The organism is Streptomyces sp. NPDC033845, assembly GCF_055576225.1.
Map to the genome: position 1 here is coordinate 397,038 of NZ_JBVIRI010000001.1, position 19,377 is coordinate 416,414.

Consider the following 19,377-nt stretch of genomic DNA (forward strand, 5'->3'; position numbering starts at 1 on the left):
ACGGGGCGCCCCTCCCGTAGTTCCGGGCGCCCGGCCGGCCGGGCGCCAGCCTATTCGGCGCGCGGCCGGACCAGTCCGGACTCGTAGGCGATGACGACCAGTTGGGCCCGGTCCCGGGCCCCGAGCTTGCCCATGGCCCGGTTGACATGGGTCTTGACGGTGAGCGGGCTGACGGCGAGCCGGCCGGCGATCTCGTCGTTCGACAGCCCCCCGGCCACCTGCACCAGGACCTCGCGCTCGCGGACGGTCAGCGCGGCCAGCCGCTCGGCGTGCCGGCCGCCGGGAACCCCGGTGGCGGCGTCGGGACCGGCCTGGGCGAGGAAGCTGGCGATCAGCCCCTTGGTGGCGGCCGGGGAGAGCAGGGCCTCACCGGCCGAGGCGATCCGGATGGCGTTGAGCAGCTCCTCGGGTTCGGCGCCCTTGCCGAGGAAGCCGGAGGCGCCGGCCCGCAGGGCCTCGACCACGTACTCGTCGACCTCGAAGGTCGTCAGCATCACCACCCGTACGGCGGCCAGCGCGGGATCCGCGCTGATCATGCGGGTGGCGGCGAGCCCGTCCGTGCCCGGCATCCGGATGTCCATGAGGACCACGTCGGCGGCCAGTTCCCCGGCCAGCGCGTAGGCCTGGGCCCCGTCGGAGGCCTCCCCGACCACCTCCATGTCCGCTTCCGAGTCCACGAGCACCCGGAAGGCGCTGCGCAGCAGCGCCTGGTCATCGGCGAGCAGCACCCTGATGGGCGCGGCACCGGGAAACGCTCCGACCACGATCTCTTCCACACGACGGAGCGTACGCGCCACCCCCCGACCCCCCGCCGCACACCCGGCTCCCGACGCCCGGCCCCCCGGGACCGTCCCCCTCGCGTCGGCCACGGCGCAGGACACCGCTCCTCAGCGTGGAAGTCCAGGCCGTCTCCACGGCGGTCGACCTCGCCGCACGCGCGGTGGTCCGGGACCTGGTCCTCGTCGCCGGGCGTGGCGCGTCCGCCGAGCTGCGGGCCCTCGCGGAACGGGCCGACAGCCTCGGATAGCCGGCCGGGTGGTCAGCCGAGGGAGAGGGTGACCAGGGTGGTGGTCGCGGCGGTTTCGGCGAGGGCGCCGAAGACGTCGCCGGTGACGCCGCCGAAGCGGCGGACGCAGCGGCGGAGCAGGAACTCGGCGGCCAGCAGGGCGGCGAGCACCGCGGCGGCGGCGTACGGGCCGATCGGGAGGGCCGCGAGGCCGGCCGCAGCGGCGACCAGGGCGGCCAGGGCGAGCGCGGTGCGGGTGGGGACGACGGCGGCGACGGCGGCGCCCAGGCCGCTGGGGCGGGCCGGCGGGACCCCGGCGCGGGAGGCCAGGGTGAGGGCGAGCCGGGCGGTGACGGCGGCGACCACGGTGGCCAGGGCGCCGTACGCCCAGCCCTCGGCGTAGAGGTCGGCGAGGGCGGCGACCTGGATCAGCAGGACCAGCAGCAGGGCGACCACGCCGAAGGGTCCGATATCGGACTGCTTCATGATCCGCAGCGCGTCCTCGGCCGGTTTGGCGCTGCCCAGGCCGTCGGCGGTGTCGGCCAGCCCGTCCAGGTGCAGGCCCCGGGTGAGGAGGGCGGGGACGGCGACGGTCACGGCGGCGGCCAGCAGCGGTCCGCCGCCGAGGAGGAGCAGCAGCGGTCCGGGGACCGCGGCGCAGAGGCCCACGGCCAGGCCGGCCAGTGGGGCGCAGGCCATGCCGGTGCGGGCGGCGGGCCGGTCCCAGCGGGTGATCCGGGCCGGGAAGACGGTGAGGGTGCCGAAGGCGAAGCGGATGCCGTCGCCGAGCGAGGCCCGTTCCCGGGGCGGGTCGGGGCACGGGTCCGCCGGGGGGCCGGGGCGGGCGTGGGGATCGGAGTGCGAGTCGTTCATCGCGGGGAACGCTACCTGCTCCATCCGACCGGTAAATTACCCCTTACCGGGCAAATGCCACCGGAGGGAGAGCCGGATCATGGATCACTGGTGGTACCGGAACATCGTGGAACCGGGGAAGCTCCCGCTGTTCCTCGCGCTGCTGTCCTTCGTCGCCTCCTTCCTGGTCACCCGCATGATCACCCGGCTGATCCGGGCCGGACGGGGACCGTTCAAGAACATCACCCCGGGCGGGATGCACGTCCACCACGTGGTTCCCGGGGTGATCCTGGTGGTGATCGGCGGGTTCGGGGCGGTGGGCAGCGGCCGGTACGGGTTCGGCGCGTACCTCTCCGCGGTGATCTTCGGGCTGGGTGCGGGGCTGGTCCTCGACGAGTTCGCGCTGATCCTGCACCTGGACGACGTGTACTGGAGCGAGCAGGGCCGCAAGAGCGTGGAGATCGTGGTGCTGACCGCCGCGCTGGTCGCCCTGGTGCTGGGCGGATTCCTGCCCTTCGGGGTGAACGACCTGACCTACGAGGAGCGGCAGAGCCGCGGTGTGGTCGTCATGAACGTGGCCGGCAACTTCTTCCTGGCGCTGATCGCCCTGTGGAAGGGCAAGGCGCGCACCGCCCTGGTGGGGATCCTGGTGCCGTTCGTGGCGCTGATCGGGGCGGTCCGGCTGGCCCGGCCGGACTCGCCGTACGCGAAGAGGTTCTACGGCGGGCGCCCGCGGGCCCGCGCCAAGGCGGGACTGCGGGCGTACCGTCACGACCGGCGCTGGGCCGTGCCGCGGCGCAGGATCCAGGACTTCATCGGCGGGGCGCCGGACGAGGAGCGGCCGCTGCGGCCGCCGGCCCCGCCGGCCTGAGGCGGCCGGCCCCGTCAGATGCCGGCCGTCAGACACCTGCCGCCGGCCGTCAGCCGTCAGCCGTCAGCCGTCAGCCGGGGATGAGGCCGTCGTCGCGGAGCATGGCGCGGACCTCGTCGAGGCTCGCGTCGGGGGCGGGCAGGATCAGTTCGGAGGGCTCCAGGGAGTCCTCCGGCAGCGGGCTGCCGAGCTCGCGGACCTTGTCCAGGAGGGCGGCCAGGGTGCGCTGGAAGCCCGCCCCGTCCCCGCTCTCCATCTCCGCCAGCAGTTCGTCGTCCAGCGTGTTGAGCTCGGCGAGGTGCTCGTCCCCCAACCGGACCTGGCCCTCCCCCATGATGCGGACAATCATGACGGCCCCGTCCTACTGCTTGTCGAACCGGTGCGGGCTCTGCGACTGCTGCTGCGACGGACGGTCGGTGCCGGCGGCGCCGCCCTCGATCGCCGGGGCCTGCGGGCCGCCGGCCAGCTCGGCCTTCATCCGGGCCAGCTCCAGCTCCACGTCGGTCCCGCCGGAGAGGCGGTCCAGTTCGGCCTGGATGTCGTCCTTGGCGCCGAGCCCGGACTGGTCGTCCAGGGCCCCGGAGGCCAGCAGTTCGTCGATGGCGCCCGCGCGGGCCTGGAGCTGCGCGGTCTTGTCCTCGGCCCGCTGGATGGCCAGGCCGACGTCGCTCATCTCCTCGGAGATCCCGGAGAAGGACTCCGCGATCCGGGTCTGCGCCTGGGCGGCCGTGTAGGTGGCCTTGATGGTCTCCTTCTTCGTCCGGAAGGCGTCCACCTTGGCCTGGAGGCGCTGGGCCGCGAGGGTCAGCTTCTCCTCCTCGCCCTGGAGGGTCTGGTGCTGCACCTCCAGGTCGCTGACCTGCTGCTGGAGCGAGGCGCGCCGGGACAGGGCCTCCCGGGCCAGGTCCTCGCGGCCCAGGGCCAGCGCCTTGCGGCCCTGGTCCTCCAGCTTCGCGGACTGGCCCTGGAGCTGGTTCAGCTGGAGTTCCAGGCGCTTGCGGGAGGTCGCGACGTCGGCGACGCCGCGGCGCACCTTCTGGAGCAGCTCCAGCTGCTTCTGGTACGAGTAGTCGAGGGTCTCGCGCGGGTCCTCGGCCCGGTCAAGGGCCTTGTTCGCCTTCGCGCGGAAGATCATCCCCATACGCTTCATGACACCGCTCATGGGCTTCGCGCGCCCCCTTCTGACGGACTACGGCTGCGGGACCACAGTACGGGCCCTGACTCCATTACCTCACTGATCGGACGCCGATGCGCTCCTCCTCCAGGACGAGTACGCCGCCGTTCCGTCAGGCGTAAGGAGTACGTGACCCCCTCGGTGATCCCCTACACCCGGAAGACGCACGCCGTTGCCGGATCGTTCCCCGCCGGGGTGGGGCGGCCGCGCACGACCACGTACGCTTGGGTTTTGTGTTTGGTAGCCGTTCCTCCAAGGAAGAGAAGGCCGCCGCCACCGACAAGGTGAGCGCCGATCCTTCGCAGCCCCGTGACCCGCAGGCCCCCAAGGGCCGCCCGACGCCCAAGCGCGCTGTCGCACAGTCGCAGCGCAAGGCCGTCGTGGCATCGACCGGCAACCGCAAGGAGGATGCCAAGCGCGCCCGCGAACGGCGCCGCGTCGAGATGGCCAAGCAGCGCGAGGCGCTGGCCAACGGGGACGAGCGCTATCTGCCCGCCCGTGACAAGGGCCCGGTCCGCAAGTTCGTCCGCGACTACGTGGACTCCCGCTTCTCCGTCGCCGAGATGTTCCTGCCGCTCGCGGTGCTCATCCTGGTGCTCAGCATGATCCGGGTCCCCTCGATCCAGAACGTCGCGCTGCTGCTGTGGCTCGGTGTGATCGCGCTGATCATCCTCGACTCCATCGGTCTGTTCATCCGGCTCCGCAAGGCCCTGGGCGAGCGCTTCCCGGACCAGCCCAAGCGCGGTGGCGCGGTGGCCTACGGTCTGATGCGCACCCTCCAGATGCGCCGGCTGCGGCTGCCGAAGCCGCAGGTCAAGCGAGGGGAACGACCCTGAGCGAGGGGTTCTCGGACGGCGCCGCGCGCTGGCTGGAAGGCCTCGGCGGGCTGCGGAACGCCGTCCGGCAGGAGCTCGTCGGCCGCCAGGTCGACGAGCGGATCGCCCACCACTTCCCGGTCGGCCAGCGGCTCCGCGTCCTCGACGTGGGCATGGGCCAGGGGACCCAGGCGCTCCGGCTGGCCCGGGCCGGCCACATGGTGACCGGGCTGGAGCAGGACCCGGGGATGCTCGACGTGGCCCGGACCGCGCTGGCCGCCGAGCCGGCCGGGATCCGCGACCGGGTCCGGTTCCTGGAGGGCGACGGCCGGGAGACCGGCGCGCACTTCCTGCCGGGCTCCTTCGACGTGGTGCTCTGCCACGGGGTGCTGATGTACGTGCCCGAGCCGGACGGGATGCTGGCCGGGCTGGCCCGGATGCTGGCGCCCGGCGGGCTGCTGTCCCTGCTCGTCCGCAACGGTGACGCGCTGGCCATGCGGCCGGGGCTGGCCGGGGACTGGACGGGCGCGCTCCGCTCCTTCGACTCCGTCGACTACACCAACCGGCTGGGCCTGGAGGTCCGGGCCGACCGGCTGGGCGACCTGCGGTCCACCCTGGCCGGGATCGGGGCACCCCTGCACAGCTGGTACGGGGTCCGGGTCTTCACCGACGGGGCCGGGGACCAGGCCGCGGTGCCCTCGGACGAGGACCTGGAGCGGCTGCTGGCGGCGGAGGACCGGGCCGGCCGCACCGACCCCTACCGCGGTGTCGCCGCCCTGCTGCACCTCTGCGGCGTACGCGGCTGAGGCACGCCGGGCCGTTGCGACGGTGCCCCGGACCCCGACACGGGGGTCCGGGGCACCGTCGTGTCCGGACACCCGCATACCGGGTTCCGGAGCGCCGCTCAGGCGTCCAGGGCCTCGCGCAGGCTCATCGCGTAGATCTCCGTACCGTTGTCGTCCGACAGCCGGACCCGGTCGGCGCCGCCCTCCAGGAGTTCCTTCCAGAACTCCCCGATCCACGATTCGGCGTCGCCCTGGGTGGTGAACTCCTCAGGCACCAACGCCGGTGCGGTCTCGGTGCCGTCCGCCGTCTCGAACCGCCACGTCCACGCCATGTCCGCCTCCGTTGCTCGTCCGCTGCTCGTCGACTGCTCTCGGTGAGTCTGCCCGCAGACTAACCGGGCGAGCACCACCCGCGGGGACGCGGGAGGATCTTCCCTGTGGAACTGACTCTGCTCGGCACCGGCACCCCCGAAGGACTGCCCCGCCCCGGCTGTCCCTGCGCCGCCTGCGCCGTTTCCGTGGGCCCCCGCGCCCGGGCGGCCACCTCCGTGCTCGTGGACGGGGCACTGCTGCTCGACCTGACCCCGGGGGCGGTGCTGGCGGCCGCCCGGGCCGGACGGTCGCTCGGCGGGGTGCGGCAGGTCCTGCTGACCCATCCGCACGACGGGCCGCCGGTGGAACTGCCGCCGGGGCTGCCCGCGGCCGGCCGGGTGCCGGACGGGCGGGAGCTCTCGGTGATCAGCGGGCACCGGGTGCGGGCCGTGCCGATGGACGCGCCCGGCACCGGGTACGAGGTGACCGGCCCGGCCGGCGACCGGCTGCTCTACCTGCCGCCCGGCGGCTCCCCTGCCGGGACCTCCGCGGAGGACGGGGAGCGGCCGTACGACACGGTGCTCGCCGATGTGCTGGGGCGGCCGGACGCGCTGGCCCGGCTGCGGGCCTCCGGGGCGGTCGGCCCGGGCACCGACGTGATCGCCGTGCACCTGGACCACGACGTGCCGCCCGGCGCGGAGCTGGACCGGCGGTGCGCGGCCGCCGGGGCGCGGGCCGTGCCGGACGGCTCCGCCCTGTCCGTCGGGGAGTACCGCGCGCTGCCGGGGCCGCCCCGGCGGACCCTGGTGCTGGGCGGGGCCCGGTCCGGGAAGTCGGTGGAGGCCGAGCAGCGGCTGGCCGCGTTCCCCGAGGTGGTCTACGTGGCCACCGGCGGCGCCCGGGAGGGCGATCCGGACTGGGCGGGCCGGGTGTCCCTGCACCGGGAGCGGCGGCCCGGCTCCTGGCGGACCCTGGAGACCTGCGAGCTGGTGCCGCTGCTCGCCACGGAGGGGCCACCGCTGCTGATCGACTGCCTGGCGCTGTGGCTGACCGACGCCATGGACCGGGTCGGCGCCTGGGACGAGGAGGTGTGGGCCGGCGGTGGGCAGAAGCGGCTGCGGGAGCGGACCGAGGAGCTGGCGGCGGCGGTCCGGGCCACCCGGCGGACGGTGGTGGCGGTCAGCAACGAGGTCGGGTCGGGGGTGGTGCCGGCCACCCCCGCCGGACGGCGTTTCCGCGATGAGCTGGGGCGGTTGAACGCGGCCGTGGCGGGCGAGTGCGAGCAGGTGCTGCTGGTGGTCGCCGGGCAGGCGCTCATCCTCAAGGGCGGGGACTGAGCGGGCGGGGATGGGGCCCGGGGGCGCCTGTACTGTTCGGAAGATGACCACGCTGAATCTCGACGAGTTCTCCGATCTGATCGAGCGCCCCGACGGGGGCGTCCGGCGTGACGCCGAGGAACGCCGTGAGCGGCTGGCCGTGCCGGCCGGCGCCCTGGGCCGGCTGGACGAGCTCGCCGACTGGCTGGCGGCCGCCCAGGGCCGGGTGCCGGTGCGGCCGATCGAGCGTCCCAAGGTGGTGCTGTTCGCGGCGGACCACGGGGTGGCGGCCCTCGGGGTCTCGGCCCGGCCCGCGGGCTCGGCGCACGAACTGGTCCGCGCCGTGCTGGAGGGGCGCAGCCCGGTGGCCGTGCTGGCCGACCGGTTCGGTGCCTCGGTGCGGATCGTGGACGCCGGTCTGGACTGCGATCCGGGGCTGCTGCCCGAGGAGGTCGTGCGGCACCGGGTGCGGCGCGGCAGCGGCCGGACCGATGTGGAGAACGCGCTGACCGTCGCCGAGGCCGAGGCCGCGCTGCGGCTGGGCATGCGGATCGCCGACGAGGAGGCCGACTCCGGTACGGACCTGGTGGTCCTCGGTGATCTGAGCGTCGGCGGGACCACGGTCGCCGCCACCCTGGTGGCCGCGCTGTGCGGGACCGATGCCTCGGTGGTCACCGGGCGCGGCGGGGTCCCGGTCGACGATCTGGCCTGGATGCGCAAGTGCGCGGCGATCCGGGACTCGCTGCGGCGGGCCCGTCCGGTGCTGGGCGACCAGTTGGAGCTGCTGGCGGCGGTCGGCGGCGCGGATGTCGCCGCGATCACCGGGTTCCTGCTCCAGTGCGCGGTGCGCCGTACTCCGGTGATCCTGGACGGGGTGGTGTCGGCGGCCTGTGCGCTGGTGGCGCAGCGGGCCGCGTTCCGGGCCCCGGACTGGTGGCTGGCGGGTCAGGCCAGCGGTGAGCCGGGGCAGGCGAAGGCGCTGGACCGGATGGCGCTCAACCCCGTGCTCGACCACGGCGTCACTGTGGGGGAAGGAACCGGGGCATTGCTCGCGCTTCCCCTCGTCCAGGCGGCCGCCGCGCTCGCCGCGGAACTTCCCGAGCTCCCCGAGCCCGTGGAACCCGCCGGGATCCCCGAGGTGGAGACGGCCGGATGAGCCGCTGGTGACGGCGGCCCCGACCGGGCCGCCGTCGTCGGACACCCTCATGCAGCGCGATGCCCCATATGATCGCTTTTCATGGGAGAGGTCCGTTTGGCCAGCGCAGCACCCGTCCGGAACGAGGACCGTGGACCCGGTCGCGATCCGCACGGCAGCACCGATCACCCGACCGGCGGCCGGGGCACCCCCCGCTCGCGACGCGGCGCCGCCTTCGCGGTCTGGTACCTGCGCGCCGTCACCTTCGTCAACTTCCTCAGCGCGGTCTGGGTCTCCCTCGGGCAGGACCTCCGCGCCCACAACACCGCCGACTTCTACACCCCGTACCTGCTGACCGCCGGATTCGGCTCCGGGCTGTTCTCCCTGCTGCTCGCGGTCACCATGGGCCGCCGCAAACGGGCCGCCTGGATCCTGAACCTGGTGCTCGGCGGGCTGTTCCTCGCCCTGTTCCTGGCCGCCTTCTGCCTGCCCGACTACCCGGAGATCCGCGCCCACCCGCAGAACTGGATCTCCCTCGGGCTGAGCGCCGCCTTCGTCACCGCCCTGCTGTTGGGCCGCCGCGAGTTCTACGCCAAGGGCGACCGCTCCAACCCCAGGCTGGCCGCCGCCGTGGCCGTCGCCGGACTGCTGGTCACCTCCCTGGTCGCCGCCCTGCTGGTGGGCGCCACCAACACCGCCCCCGACCACTGGGAGGCCTCCTTCCCCAGCCGCTGGCGGTACGGGGTGATGCGGCTGGTCACCCTCGCCGAGAACGACCGCGGCTGGCCGGACATCACCACCCCCGGCTGGGTGGACGTGGCCATCAACGCCATGTCCTTCCTGCTGCTGCTCGCCGTGCTGCTGGCCGCCTTCCGGTCCCGCCGCGCCGTCGACCCGATCACCCCGGAGGACGAGGAGCGGCTGCGCGCCCTGCTCGCCCGGCAGGGCGACCGCGACTCCCTCGGCTACTTCGCGCTGCGCCGCGAGAAGAGCGCCATCTGGTCCCCCACCGGCAAGGCCGCCGTCACCTACCGGGTGGTGGGCGGGGTCTCACTGGCCTCCGGCGACCCCATCGGCGACCCCGAGGCCTGGCCCGGGGCCATCGAGCCCTGGCTGGCCGAGGCCCGCGAGCACGGCTGGGTGCCGGCCGTGATGGGCGCCAGCGAGGAGGCCGGGACGGTCTACGCCCGGCACGGGCTGGACGCCCTGGAACTCGGCGACGAGGCCATCGTGGAGACCGCCGAGTTCACCCTGGAGGGCCGCGCCATGCGGACCGTCCGGCAGGCCTACAACCGGGTGAAGCGGGCCGGCTACACCGTACGGATCCGCCGGCACGCCGACATCCCCGCCGAGGAGATGGCCGACCTGGTCCGCCGCGCCGACGACTGGCGCGACGGCGCCACCGAGCGCGGGTTCTCCATGGCGCTGGGCCGGCTGGGCGACCCCGCCGACGGCCAGTGCGTGATGCTGGAGTGCACCGACGGCCGGGGCGAACTCCGCGCCGTGCTCTCCTTCGTGCCCTGGGGGCCCGCCGGACTGTCCCTGGACCTGATGCGCCGCGACCGGGACTCCGAGAACGGGCTGATGGAGTTCATGGTCATCGAACTCCTGGAACGCTCCAAGGAGATCGGGGTCACCCAGGTCTCGCTGAACTTCGCCATGTTCCGGTCCGTCTTCGAGCGCGGCTCCCGGCTCGGCGCCGGCCCGGTGCTCCGGCTGTGGCGGTCCCTGCTGAGCTTCTTCTCCCGCTGGTGGCAGATCGAGTCCCTCTACCGGGCCAACGCCAAGTACCGGCCGATCTGGGAACCGCGGTTCATGCTCTTCGAGAAGAGCTCCGACCTGCTGCGGATCGGGATCGCGGCGGGCCGCGCCGAAGGCTTCCTGGAGGCCCCCGGGCTGCCGAAGTGGATGCACCGCAGGCACCTGGAGACGATGCGTTGACCCCCGGGAACCGACCCCCCGGAACCCCCGGCCCGCTCCGGCGGGCCGCCCTCCGGGAGTGGGGGCCGATGTACCGGACCGTCCGCGGGGCCCTGGTCCGCCGGAAGTGGCGGGCGGTCCCGATGACCCTGGCCGCGGTGGCCCTCACCGCCGTCTTCCAGATCGTCCAGAACCAGTCCTGGGGATTCCGGTTCGTCCAGGACCTCGGCTCCGTGAAGGCCTCCGACCCGCTCTGGCCGGCCCTGCTGCGCACCCCGCTGTCCCTGTTCGTGCCCGCCCTGGACCTGCCGGTGTGGGGGGCGCTGGCCCAGATGCTGCTGGTCTTCGGGATCGCCGAGATCTGCGTGGGCTGGTGGCGGACCCTGCTGGTCGGCTATCTGGCCACCCTGGCCGGCACCGGCTACGCCCGGATCGGGCTGGCCCTGGGCCCCGACCACCCGCTCGGGCTGCCCGCCTCCGACCTGCTGGTCAACGACACCGGCCCCTCGGCGGCGGTGGTCGGGCTCGCCGTGTACGTCTGCTGGCGCTACCGCGCCTGTCTGACCGCCGGGCTGGTGGTCCTGGTGATGATCGGCGAGGTGCTGGTGAAGGACAACCTGGCCGGCAAGGAGCACCTCGCGGCCATCGCCGCCGTCCTGGTGCTGATCGGGGTCCTCTCGCTCCGGGACGCCCGGGCCCGGCGGCGGGGGCCTGGTCCGGGCCGGTCCGGTCCGCGCGGGCAGGCCGTACCGTAGGCGGGTGACGACGACACCCCTCCTGCCCCGGCCGGGAACGGGCGGCGGAGCGGTCCGCTCCACGCTCGACTGGTCGCGGACGCATCCCCTCGCCACCGACGCCGTACTGGCCTTCGGGGTGCTGCTCAGCATGGTCGTCGGATCCTTCGCCGACCCGCACGGCCCGCACGGGCCCACCTTCGGCACCCGCACCCCGCAGTCCCTGTCCCTCGTCCTGATGGTGCTCGGCTCCGCCTCGCTGGTCTGGCGGCGGCGGGCGCCCCGGGCGGTGCTCGCCGTCACCAGCGCGCTGTCCCTGACCGAACTCGCCACCGGGGACCCGCGGGCGCCCGTGGTCATCTGCACGGTGGTCGCCCTCTTCACGGTGGCGGCCCGGACCGACCGCCCCACCACCTGGCGGGTCGGCCTGCTCACCATGACCGGCACGACCGCGGTGGCCATGCTGTCCGGGCCGCTGCCCTGGTACGCCCAGGAGAACCTGGGGATCTTCGCCTGGACCGGGATGGCCGCGGCGGCCGGGGACGCCGTCCGCAGCCGGCGGGCCTTCGTGGACGCCATCCGGGAACGCGCCGAGCGGGCCGAGCGGACCCGCGAGGAGGAGGCCCGCCGGCGGGTCGCCGAGGAGCGGCTGCGGATCGCCCGCGACCTGCACGACGTGGTCGCCCACCACATCGCCCTGGTCAACGTGCAGGCCGGAGTGGCCGCGCACGTCATGGACAAGCGGCCGGACCAGGCCAAGGAGGCCCTCGCACACGTACGGGAGGCCAGCCGCTCCGCGCTGAACGAGCTGCGCGCCACCGTCGGGCTGCTCCGCCAGTCCGGGGACCCGCAGGCACCGACCGAACCGGCCCCCGGGCTGGGCGTGCTCGACGAACTGGTCGGCACCTTCCGCAACGCCGGACTGCCGGTGGCGCTGGCCGTGGACCGGCCCACGGGAGCCGAGGCACCCCTGTCGGCCGCCGTGGACCTGGCCGCCTACCGGGTGATCCAGGAGGCCCTGACCAATGTCCGCAAGCACGCCGGGCCCGGGGCCAGGGCCGAGGTCAGCGTGGTCCGGGTGGGCGGCTCGGTGGAGGTCACCGTGCTCGACGACGGCGGCAGCGGACAGCCGGCCGACCCGGCCGCGGGGTCGGCCGCCGACCCGGCCGTCCGGCCCGGCGGCACCCACGGGCTGCTGGGCATGCGGGAACGCGCGGGCGCCCTCGGCGGCTCCTGCTACGCGGGCCCCCGGTACGGCGGCGGCTACCGGGTGCACGTGGTGCTGCCCCTCTGAACGGGCCCCGCGCCCTTGGGGACCCGCGCCCCGCGGGTCCTCAGCAGGTCCTGCGCCAGGCCCCCAGCTCGTACTTCTTCTCCAGCGAGCTCAGCCGCAGCCGCCGGGAGGTCTCGCAGAACCGGGCGGCCGGCAGCTCGTACTCCACGTGGAACACCGCCTTGCCCGCCGCGACGAACGGGGTGAGCTTCTCGCACTCCCGGTACTGGGCGCACTGCTCGTTGACCGCGAAGTCGAAGTCGCCGACCAGCTCCGGGATCTGGTCCAGGTCGTTCTTCAACCCGACGGCGAGCCCCCGGTCATGGGCCAGCCGGGCGATCAGCCGGTTGTAGCGGAGCTGGTCGGCGGCGGTCAGCGGGAAGCCGGTGCGGTTGCGGTAGCCGTCCATGTTGTCCGGCTCCACCGCGTCGAAGCCCTTCTCGCGGCACATCCCGATCCGTTCGGCCATCAGCGGCTCCAATAGGTCGGTGCGGCGGATGTCCAGCCAGCGCTCGCCCTCCCAGCCGTTGCCCTCGCCGAGCAGTACGGCCGGGAACTTCCCGGCGTCCGGGCGGAAGTCCTCCCAGGCGCCGGTGGAGAGGTAGCAGATGACCCGGCGGCCCTTCTCCTTCAGCGCGGCGACCTGCCCGGCGCCGGTGTCGAACCCGTCCACGTCGTAGACCGGCGCGTCCACGGAGGTGTCGAGCCGGCCGCTGAGCTGCCACTGCCAGCCGGTGCCGGGGGCCGGCCGCCAGCGCGGGCCGACCGGGGCCGGGGCCGGACCGGGGGCCGCCTCCTCGGCGGCGGTGCAGCCGGCGGCCGGCAGCAGCAGCGCCAGCAGCACGGCCGGCAGGGCCCGGCGGGCCCGGCCGGGCCCGCTCATCCGGTGGCCTCCAGGGTGTACGGGAGGGTCCCCCACGGGTGGGCGCCGCTGCCCGGGACGGCGCAGTGCACCCCGGCGTGCCGCTCGGCGGCCAGCGCGGCCGCGGTGTCCGGGGCACCGCCCGGCGGCACCGCGTAGACCAGGTGGCAGAACCGCTGGGCGGGATGCCCGGCGGTCCACTGCGGGACCTCGGCGTCCTGGTAGGCGTCCCAGGGGCCCTCGAAGGTGACCAGCAGATCGGCGAGTTCGGCGAACCCGGGGTGCGGGTGCACCCCGTGGTTGAGGACCAGGGTGCGCGCCCCGGCGGCCCGGGCGGCCACCGCCAGCCGCCGGTAGTGCGGCAGCAGTTCGACCTCGGCGGCGGCCTGGTCGAGGAAGGCCCCGTCCACCCCGTACCAGTCACGGTGCCGGAGCAGGTCCTGGACCACCGCGGCGTGCGGGCGGCGCCCGTAGTCGGTGTCCACGTAGCCGAGGACGGGGACCCCGGCGTCCGTCAGCCGCCCGGCCACCTCGGCGAACCGCTGGTCGGGGCCCTTGCCGGGGCCGTTGTCCGGGTTGAGGACCACCGAGTGCAGGCGGTCGGCCGCCCGGACCAGGGCGTCCCAGGCGGTGGGGTGGTGGTCGGGGTGCTCGTAGAGCGGGACCAGCAGCATGACGTCCTTCGGGTCGGGGCGGTCGATCGGTGCCGCCGCGCGGGGGTCAGCGGTGGGCGGTGGCCCGGCTGAGGAGGGTGGCGGCCAGGACGGCCAGCACGAGGCCGGCGGTGCCCGCGACCACCACCTGGACCAGCCGCGGCTGGCCCGTCCCGGACAGCAGCGCCAGGGACTGCGCGGCGGCGGCCGCCGCGCAGACCGCCGCGGCGATCCGGATGGCCCCGAAGGACTGGAGCAGCAGCCCCGTCCACATCACGGTGCCCAGCAGCAGCAGACTGGCCACCCGGACCCCGTTCAGCGCGGGCGCTCCCGGCCACAGCAGGGTGCCGGCGGCCCCCAGGGCCAGCAGCACCACCAGATAGCCCAGCAGACAGCGCACCAGGGTGGCGCCCATGGCGAGGCGGAACGCGCCGGAGGAGCGGGCGGCCCGCAGCCCGGCGAGACTGCCGCTGCGGAACCGGTGCAGCAACCATTCGGCGGGGCCCATGCTCAGGGTGAGGGCCACCGCGGAGGGGGCCGCGACCGCCTCGGCCGGGCCGCCCGCCATCACCTCGCCGAGCGCCGCGTACAGCACCAGCAGTCCGGTGCCGAGGCCGAACACCCCGAAGGGCACCGAGTCGGTGAGCCGGGGCCCGCGCGGGCCGGACTCGTCCTCGCCGCCGCGCAGCACCCGCCAGCGCACCGGCCCCTCCCCCGAGCCGCGCGAGCACAGCCCGCGGATCCGGCGGCCGGCCGACCGCAGTCCGTCGGCCACCGGGAGTTCCCCGACGGCCAGGGCGCAGGCGGCGGCCAGGGACACCAGGAGCAGTCCGACCCGCAGCGGGACCGGCGGGTCCAGCACCAGGCAGGCCAGGGCGCCGGCCGCCATCGGGCCCAGGGCGAAGAACAGCAGCCGCTCCCGGCCGAGGACCAGCAGGACGGTCGCGGCCCCCACGTACAGGGCCTGTCCGGCCGCGAAGGCGTAGCTGAACGGGGGCCCGCCGGGCACCGTGCAGGCCGCCCCGGCGCCGAGCAGGGCACCGGCCGGGGCACCGGCCAGCAGGGTGCGGCCGGCCGCCGCCCGGTCGCCCAGGCCGAGCCAGGAGTAGGCCCGGTGCGAGAGGGTCTGGTCCCACACCCAGCCGATCAGGGCACCGGCCAGCAGGGTCAGGGTCCCGGCGGGCAGTCCGAGCCGGTCCGGCGGGCCTTCCAGCAGGGGCCCGCCGAGCAGGTAGGCCAGGCCCGGGAGGGCGAAGATGACCCCGCGGAGCAGGCAGGCGGTGAGCGAGACCTTCCAGGGGTCGGTGGCGGTGGCCGGTTCGGGGAAGCTGCGCGGCACCTTGGCGTAGAGGTCCTCGGCCAGCCCGAAGGAGTCGTGGCGGCCGTAGCCGAGCCGGATGTGCTCGTCCGTCATCCCGTCGGACTCCAGGAGGGCGGCGACCTCGTCCGGGTGGACGGCGGCGGCCACCAGGGTGTCGATGCGTTCGGCCAGCTCGTCCATGGGGTCGGCGCCGGGCGGGCCGGTCACGGCGTCCGGGGCCTGGGGGCCGTGCGGGACCTGGGGGCCGGAGCGGCGGGGCCTCGGGATGGCGGGCAGGGCGCCGCCGTCCGGGCGGCCGGGCCCCGGGCGGCCCTCGGGGCCGGGGGGCTTCAGCCAGAGGGATCCGCTCACCACATGCTCCCGTCGGCGGCCAGTTCGCGGTACCAGGGGTCGACGAGCCGCCGGGTCCAGTCGTCGCCGGGGTGGACGGGCAGCACCGGCTGGCCGGCGAGTTCCCGGTAGATGTGGCGGAAGCCGTCCACCGACTGGTCCAGGGTGAACTTCTCCACCACCCGCTGCCGGGACAGCCGGCCCAGCTCGGCCCGCCGGGCGTCGTCGCGCAGCAGGGCCAGGGTGGCGCGGGCCATCAGTTCGGGTTCGCGCGGCGGGACCACCAGCCCGGTGTCGCCGACCGCCTCCCGGACCCCGCCCACATCGGTGGAGACGGTGGTCCGGCCGCAGGACATGGCCTCGATGATGCTGAAGGGGAAGCCCTCGCTGATGCTGGAGAGCATCACCACGCTGCCGGCCGCGTAGGCGGCGGCCACGTCCTCGATCCGGCCCTCGTAGGCGATGCCATCGGCCACGCCCAGTTCGACGGCGAGCTCTCCCAGCCGGAGCCGGTAGTCCTCGCAGCCCGCCGGGACGGGTCCGAACAGCCGCAGCCGCAGTTCCGGGATCTCCTCGCGCAGGAACGCGTAGGCGCGGAACAGGGTTTCCAGGTCCTTGATCGGGTCGATCCGGCCGCACCAGCTGAGGGTGGGGACCTCCGGTTCGGGTCCGGCCTCCGGGAACCGGTGCGGGTCGACCCCGTTGTAGACGGTGCGGATGCGGTCGGCGGGGGCGCCGCCGCGCTCCTCCCACCGGCGGTTGTACTGGTTGCAGGGGGTGATCAGGTCGGCCTGCCGGTAGCCCTCGGAGTTGAGCTCCCGGTAGAAGCCGAGCATCAGCGCCTTGACCGGCCAGCGCTGTTCGGCGGTGCGGTAGCCGAGGTAGCGCTCGCGGAGGTAGATGCCGTGCTCGGTGAGCAGGAACGGCACCCCGTCGAGATAGCCGGCGGCCAGCGCCGGCAGGGTGGCCAGCCCGCTGCTGACCGCGTGCGCGACGCTGTCCGGCGGGATCCGGACGCCGAGCGGGCGCAGCGCGTGCTCCAGCAGGTCGGTGGCGGTGAGCGCGTCGTGGATGGTGGGCGCGGCCGGGGCGGTGGACAGCCCGGGGCGGGTCCAGACGTGGGTCAGGGTGCGCAGTACGGTCTCGGAGCGCAGGGCCGGGGCGAGCCGGCCGGACCGGGCGAGCTCGGCGAGTTCGCGCAGGGCGCTGCCGAATCCGCCGTGGGCGGGGTCGAGGAGGGAGAGCAGGAACTGCTCCCAGACCTCGGTGAACCGGCGGTGGGCGCGGCCGCGGAGGGCGGTGCGGCGGCTGCGCCGGGGCGGCGGGCCCCAGAGCGGTACGGAGGTGTGCCGGTAGACGTTGCGGGGCAGCTCCCAGGTGACGGGTTCCCGGCCGCTGCCGGTCAGGGCTATGACGTTGAAGTCGACCTCGGGCATGCCCCGGACGAGCTGGTCGCACCAGGTGCTGACGCCGCCGTGGACATGTGGGTAGGTGCCTTCGGTGAGCATGGTGACATGGCGCCCATGACTCATGTGGTGTGTCCCCCCAGGACGGAAAAGGGGCCGGCGCCCGTGGGTCGTGCGGAGCGCCGGCTCGGGTGGTGCGACCTGCTGTGGTGCTGTGCTGCTTCGGGGCGGTGGGGCCGTCGGGTCAGCTCGGGAGCTTGAGGGTGACGGCCGACTGGAGCAGCTCGGGTCCGGTCCAGTTGGAGCGGGTCCCGGCGTAGGCGGTGCCGAAGACGGCGGTGCCCAGCAGGAGCTGCTTGCGGGTGCCCTCGGGGGCGGTGATCGGGGCGAGCACCCCGGTGGGGGCCTTGACGGTGACCGCGGTGCCGATCCGGTAGGCGGTGACCTTGCCCTCGGCGAGGGCCTTGTCCCAGTCGGCGCGGCGCTGGAACTCCACGCCGGAGTCCTTCTGGCTCTGGTTCACGATCGGGGTGCCGGCCGTGAACAGCGCGCGGTAGGTGTCGAGGACCTGGTTGAGCACCGGGTAGAGGGTGCGGTCCTCGGCGAGGTTGGACTGGTGGACGTAGTGCGGGCGGGGGTCGTTGGCGAGGACGTGCCGCAGGGCGATGCGGGCTTCCTGGGGGACGATGTGGTCGAGGAAGCCGGTGGCCGTGTCCAGCGGGGCGGGCAGGCAGGTGGAGGTGCCGGGGTTGTCCTCGCAGATCCCGCTGCCGCCGTCGGCGCGGGAGGTGTAGATCCAGTTGTACTCGTCGGCCATCTCGGCGTTGGTGCCGGTGTTGTAGTAGACGTTCATCGGGTGGCGGGGCACGGTCAGCGCGTTGCCGACCGGCCGCTGGGCGGGTTCCCGGGAGTTGTCGCTGGCGATCCAGCGGACCCCGTTGTCGGCGAGCGCCCCGGCCAGGTTGGGGTTGTCCACGGGCTGCTGGGGCAGGGTCCGCAGGCCCGAGTGCTCACCGGTGACCAGTTCCGTCCGGTCCAGGGAGATCCCCTTCGAGGCGGCCCAGTTGTTGTTGTCGCGGATCTGCGCGGAGATCTCGGCGCGGCTCATGTACTGGACGGCGCCCTGGGAGTTCTTCACACAGGTCCAGGGGACCACCGCGGTGTTCTGGACGCAGCCGAGGAACGGGTGGGTGAAGGTGTGGTTGATCCAGCGGTACCGGGCCCGGTCGGCGACCAGCCGGTCGGTCATCGGGTCGCTGCCGCCGTTCTCGGCCTTCCACTCCTCCCCCGCGCCGGCGTTGAAGACCATGTCCAGCTTGAAGCCCTTGGCCTGCTGCCACTGGGCGGCGTACTGGGCGTCGCCGGTGGTCATCCGGATGGTGCTCTCCTTGCCCTCGCCGCCGGCGCAGGCGTAGTCGCCCGGCGTGCAGTTGAGTTCGGAGTTCCAGCGGGCGTCGGGCGCGAAGACGTCGTCCACGTGCACGGCGAAGTAGTTCCGGCTCTGGCCGAGGTGGACGCCCTGGGTGAGCCAGTCCACGATGCCGCGGGCCAGCAGCCGGTACTGCCGCTGGTACTGGTTGTAGCCGAAGGTGACGACCAGTTCGCTGCGCCCGTCGTGGGTGTACTCGCCGAGCAGCGAGGCCCGGCCGGTGCCGACCGGGGCGTCGAGGTAGCTGGTGTAGCCGGGGCGCGGCTTGCCCATGAACCCGTAGCTCTCCGGGACCAGCGGGGAGTTGTCCTCGAACTCGACGGCCCCGGCGAGATAGCCGAAGGGGCCCGCCTTGCCGGCCGCGGTGACGGTGGCCTCGGTGCCGTCGAGCTGGCCCGCGTAGCCGCCGTTGTCGGTGTATTCGAGGCCGACTCCCGGGTGGGACCAGGTGTAGGCGTCGACCTGGCGGATGCCGTACGCCGTTTCGTAGGCGGCCAGCGCGGCCATTTCGGCGGAGCCCTCGCCGAACGGGTTCTCGTTGGGCAGTACCACCCCCTGGTACTTCGCCCGCGGCCGTCCGTCCACGGTGTCGCCGAGGAAGGCCGCGTCGATCACCGGGCGGCTGCCGCTGCCCAGGTCGATGCGGGTGAACGGGACTCCGGTGTCGCGGAGTTCGGTGGTGATCGCCTCGATGGAGCTGCCGCCGTCGTCGACGACGAGCACCTTCAGGTCGATGCGCGGGACCACGGCCGCGGTGGCGGGCGTGGCGAGCGAAGCGGGTACCGCGACGGACATCAGAGCTGCCGCGGCCCATGCTGCGGCGATTCTGTTCATCCGGTTCTTCTTGACCATGTCGGCCTTTCCCCCCGCAGGCATCCCTCGACGACGGCCCTTGGCGGTGGTGCCGGGCCGGGGAGGCTCTGTGGAAATCATGCAAAGGGACCCCGCGTCCCCTTGCGAGAGTGAGCCGAGTCTCTCGGACCCCGCCCGATCCAAAAGGCAAACGTTGAACAGTAGCCACAGATGGGTGAACCTCATGGCCTACTGATCGAACAACTTGACAAACCTTCGAGTGGCGTACGGAAGACCAGCTGCGCGTACGCTCATTTCCGGCGGCGGCCGGGCCGGAATACGATCGCCGCGGAAGACCGGCGAACCCGGCATGGGCCGTGCGCCCCACACA

At 74.2% G+C, this 19,377-nt stretch carries 19 protein-coding genes; 9 read left to right on the top strand and 10 right to left on the bottom strand.

All coding sequences use genetic code 11. The features are described 5' to 3' along the window. Positions 1–50 precede the first annotated feature (50 nt). Complete coding sequence (locus ACZ50K_RS01830; protein ID WP_468896174.1) at positions 51–776, bottom strand: response regulator; 726 nt, start codon at positions 774–776, stop codon at positions 51–53. A gap of 116 nt (positions 777–892) precedes the next feature. Here ACZ50K_RS01830 and ACZ50K_RS01835 point away from each other — a divergent pair, with 116 nt between their 5' ends. Further along, positions 893–1,027 carry a hypothetical protein gene (locus ACZ50K_RS01835; protein ID WP_468896176.1) on the top strand — a complete coding sequence of 45 codons (135 nt, stop codon included), beginning with the start codon at positions 893–895 and terminating at the stop codon, positions 1,025–1,027. A 12-nt stretch (positions 1,028–1,039) separates the two neighbouring features. On the opposite strand, the gene ACZ50K_RS01840 is transcribed toward ACZ50K_RS01835, so the two are convergent. Next, positions 1,040–1,879, bottom strand: coding sequence for an adenosylcobinamide-GDP ribazoletransferase (locus ACZ50K_RS01840; RefSeq protein ID WP_468896179.1), 840 nt, complete (start codon positions 1,877–1,879; stop codon positions 1,040–1,042). A 79-nt stretch (positions 1,880–1,958) separates the two neighbouring features. Between ACZ50K_RS01840 and ACZ50K_RS01845 the strand changes: the two genes are divergently transcribed. Continuing rightward, on the top strand, positions 1,959–2,729 hold the full coding sequence (locus ACZ50K_RS01845) for a hypothetical protein (RefSeq protein ID WP_468896182.1): 771 nt from the start codon (positions 1,959–1,961) through the stop codon (positions 2,727–2,729). A gap of 70 nt (positions 2,730–2,799) precedes the next feature. Here ACZ50K_RS01845 and pspAA read toward each other — a convergent pair whose 3' ends face one another. Next, on the bottom strand, positions 2,800–3,078 hold the full coding sequence (gene pspAA / locus ACZ50K_RS01850; RefSeq protein WP_468896185.1) for a PspA-associated protein PspAA: 279 nt from the start codon (positions 3,076–3,078) through the stop codon (positions 2,800–2,802). Positions 3,079–3,090: 12 nt separating this feature from the next. Beyond that, positions 3,091–3,891 (bottom strand): PspA/IM30 family protein, encoded by an 801-nt coding sequence (locus ACZ50K_RS01855; RefSeq protein WP_468896188.1) that lies wholly within the window; start codon positions 3,889–3,891, stop codon positions 3,091–3,093. Between the two features lie 236 nt (positions 3,892–4,127). On the opposite strand from ACZ50K_RS01855, the gene ACZ50K_RS01860 reads away from it, so the two are divergent. Then, positions 4,128–4,739, top strand: coding sequence for a DUF3043 domain-containing protein (locus ACZ50K_RS01860; protein WP_468896191.1), 612 nt, complete (start codon positions 4,128–4,130; stop codon positions 4,737–4,739). Positions 4,740–4,771: 32 nt separating this feature from the next. After that, positions 4,772–5,524: a class I SAM-dependent methyltransferase gene (locus tag ACZ50K_RS01865; RefSeq protein WP_468897161.1), complete on the top strand. Its 753-nt coding sequence runs from the start codon at positions 4,772–4,774 to the stop codon at positions 5,522–5,524. A 98-nt stretch (positions 5,525–5,622) separates the two neighbouring features. Here ACZ50K_RS01865 and ACZ50K_RS01870 read toward each other — a convergent pair whose 3' ends face one another. Beyond that, positions 5,623–5,835, bottom strand: coding sequence for a hypothetical protein (locus ACZ50K_RS01870; protein ID WP_468896194.1), 213 nt, complete (start codon positions 5,833–5,835; stop codon positions 5,623–5,625). Positions 5,836–5,940: 105 nt separating this feature from the next. On the opposite strand from ACZ50K_RS01870, the gene ACZ50K_RS01875 reads away from it, so the two are divergent. From ACZ50K_RS01875 to ACZ50K_RS01895, 5 genes are all read left to right on the top strand, one after another. Further along, positions 5,941–7,152, top strand: coding sequence for a bifunctional adenosylcobinamide kinase/adenosylcobinamide-phosphate guanylyltransferase (locus ACZ50K_RS01875; protein WP_468896197.1), 1,212 nt, complete (start codon positions 5,941–5,943; stop codon positions 7,150–7,152). Between the two features lie 43 nt (positions 7,153–7,195). Continuing rightward, a complete protein-coding gene (gene cobT / locus ACZ50K_RS01880) occupies positions 7,196–8,287 on the top strand; it encodes a nicotinate-nucleotide--dimethylbenzimidazole phosphoribosyltransferase (RefSeq protein ID WP_468896200.1) in 1,092 nt (363 codons plus the stop codon). An 81-nt stretch (positions 8,288–8,368) separates the two neighbouring features. Beyond that, the gene (locus ACZ50K_RS01885) at positions 8,369–10,207 is read left to right on the top strand and encodes a phosphatidylglycerol lysyltransferase domain-containing protein (RefSeq protein WP_468896203.1); all 1,839 of its coding nucleotides are present in this window, start codon (positions 8,369–8,371) and stop codon (positions 10,205–10,207) included. 68 nt (positions 10,208–10,275) lie between these two features. Further along, a complete protein-coding gene (locus ACZ50K_RS01890) occupies positions 10,276–10,941 on the top strand; it encodes a hypothetical protein (RefSeq protein ID WP_468896205.1) in 666 nt (221 codons plus the stop codon). Positions 10,942–10,963: 22 nt separating this feature from the next. Then, positions 10,964–12,214, top strand: a complete 1,251-nt coding sequence (locus tag ACZ50K_RS01895) for a sensor histidine kinase (RefSeq protein ID WP_468897163.1) — start codon at positions 10,964–10,966, stop codon at positions 12,212–12,214. 40 nt (positions 12,215–12,254) lie between these two features. Here the strand turns inward: ACZ50K_RS01895 and ACZ50K_RS01900 are convergent, their stop codons facing one another. The 5 genes from ACZ50K_RS01900 to ACZ50K_RS01920 form a co-directional block, all read right to left on the bottom strand. Then, positions 12,255–13,076 carry an endo alpha-1,4 polygalactosaminidase gene (locus ACZ50K_RS01900; RefSeq protein WP_468896207.1) on the bottom strand — a complete coding sequence of 274 codons (822 nt, stop codon included), beginning with the start codon at positions 13,074–13,076 and terminating at the stop codon, positions 12,255–12,257. Next, a complete protein-coding gene (locus ACZ50K_RS01905) occupies positions 13,073–13,729 on the bottom strand; it encodes a spherulation-specific family 4 protein (RefSeq protein ID WP_468896209.1) in 657 nt (218 codons plus the stop codon). The genes ACZ50K_RS01900 and ACZ50K_RS01905 overlap by 4 nt, the downstream gene beginning before the upstream one ends. 46 nt (positions 13,730–13,775) lie before the next feature. Continuing rightward, positions 13,776–15,380, bottom strand: coding sequence for a hypothetical protein (locus ACZ50K_RS01910; RefSeq protein ID WP_468896211.1), 1,605 nt, complete (start codon positions 15,378–15,380; stop codon positions 13,776–13,778). Continuing rightward, positions 15,377–16,891 carry a GT4 family glycosyltransferase PelF gene (gene pelF / locus ACZ50K_RS01915; RefSeq protein ID WP_468896212.1) on the bottom strand — a complete coding sequence of 505 codons (1,515 nt, stop codon included), beginning with the start codon at positions 16,889–16,891 and terminating at the stop codon, positions 15,377–15,379. Before pelF ends, ACZ50K_RS01910 begins: the two co-directional genes overlap by 4 nt. A 118-nt stretch (positions 16,892–17,009) precedes the next feature. Next, the gene (locus ACZ50K_RS01920; RefSeq protein ID WP_468896215.1) at positions 17,010–19,028 is read right to left on the bottom strand and encodes a hypothetical protein; all 2,019 of its coding nucleotides are present in this window, start codon (positions 19,026–19,028) and stop codon (positions 17,010–17,012) included. Between the last annotated feature and the right edge of the window lie 349 nt (positions 19,029–19,377).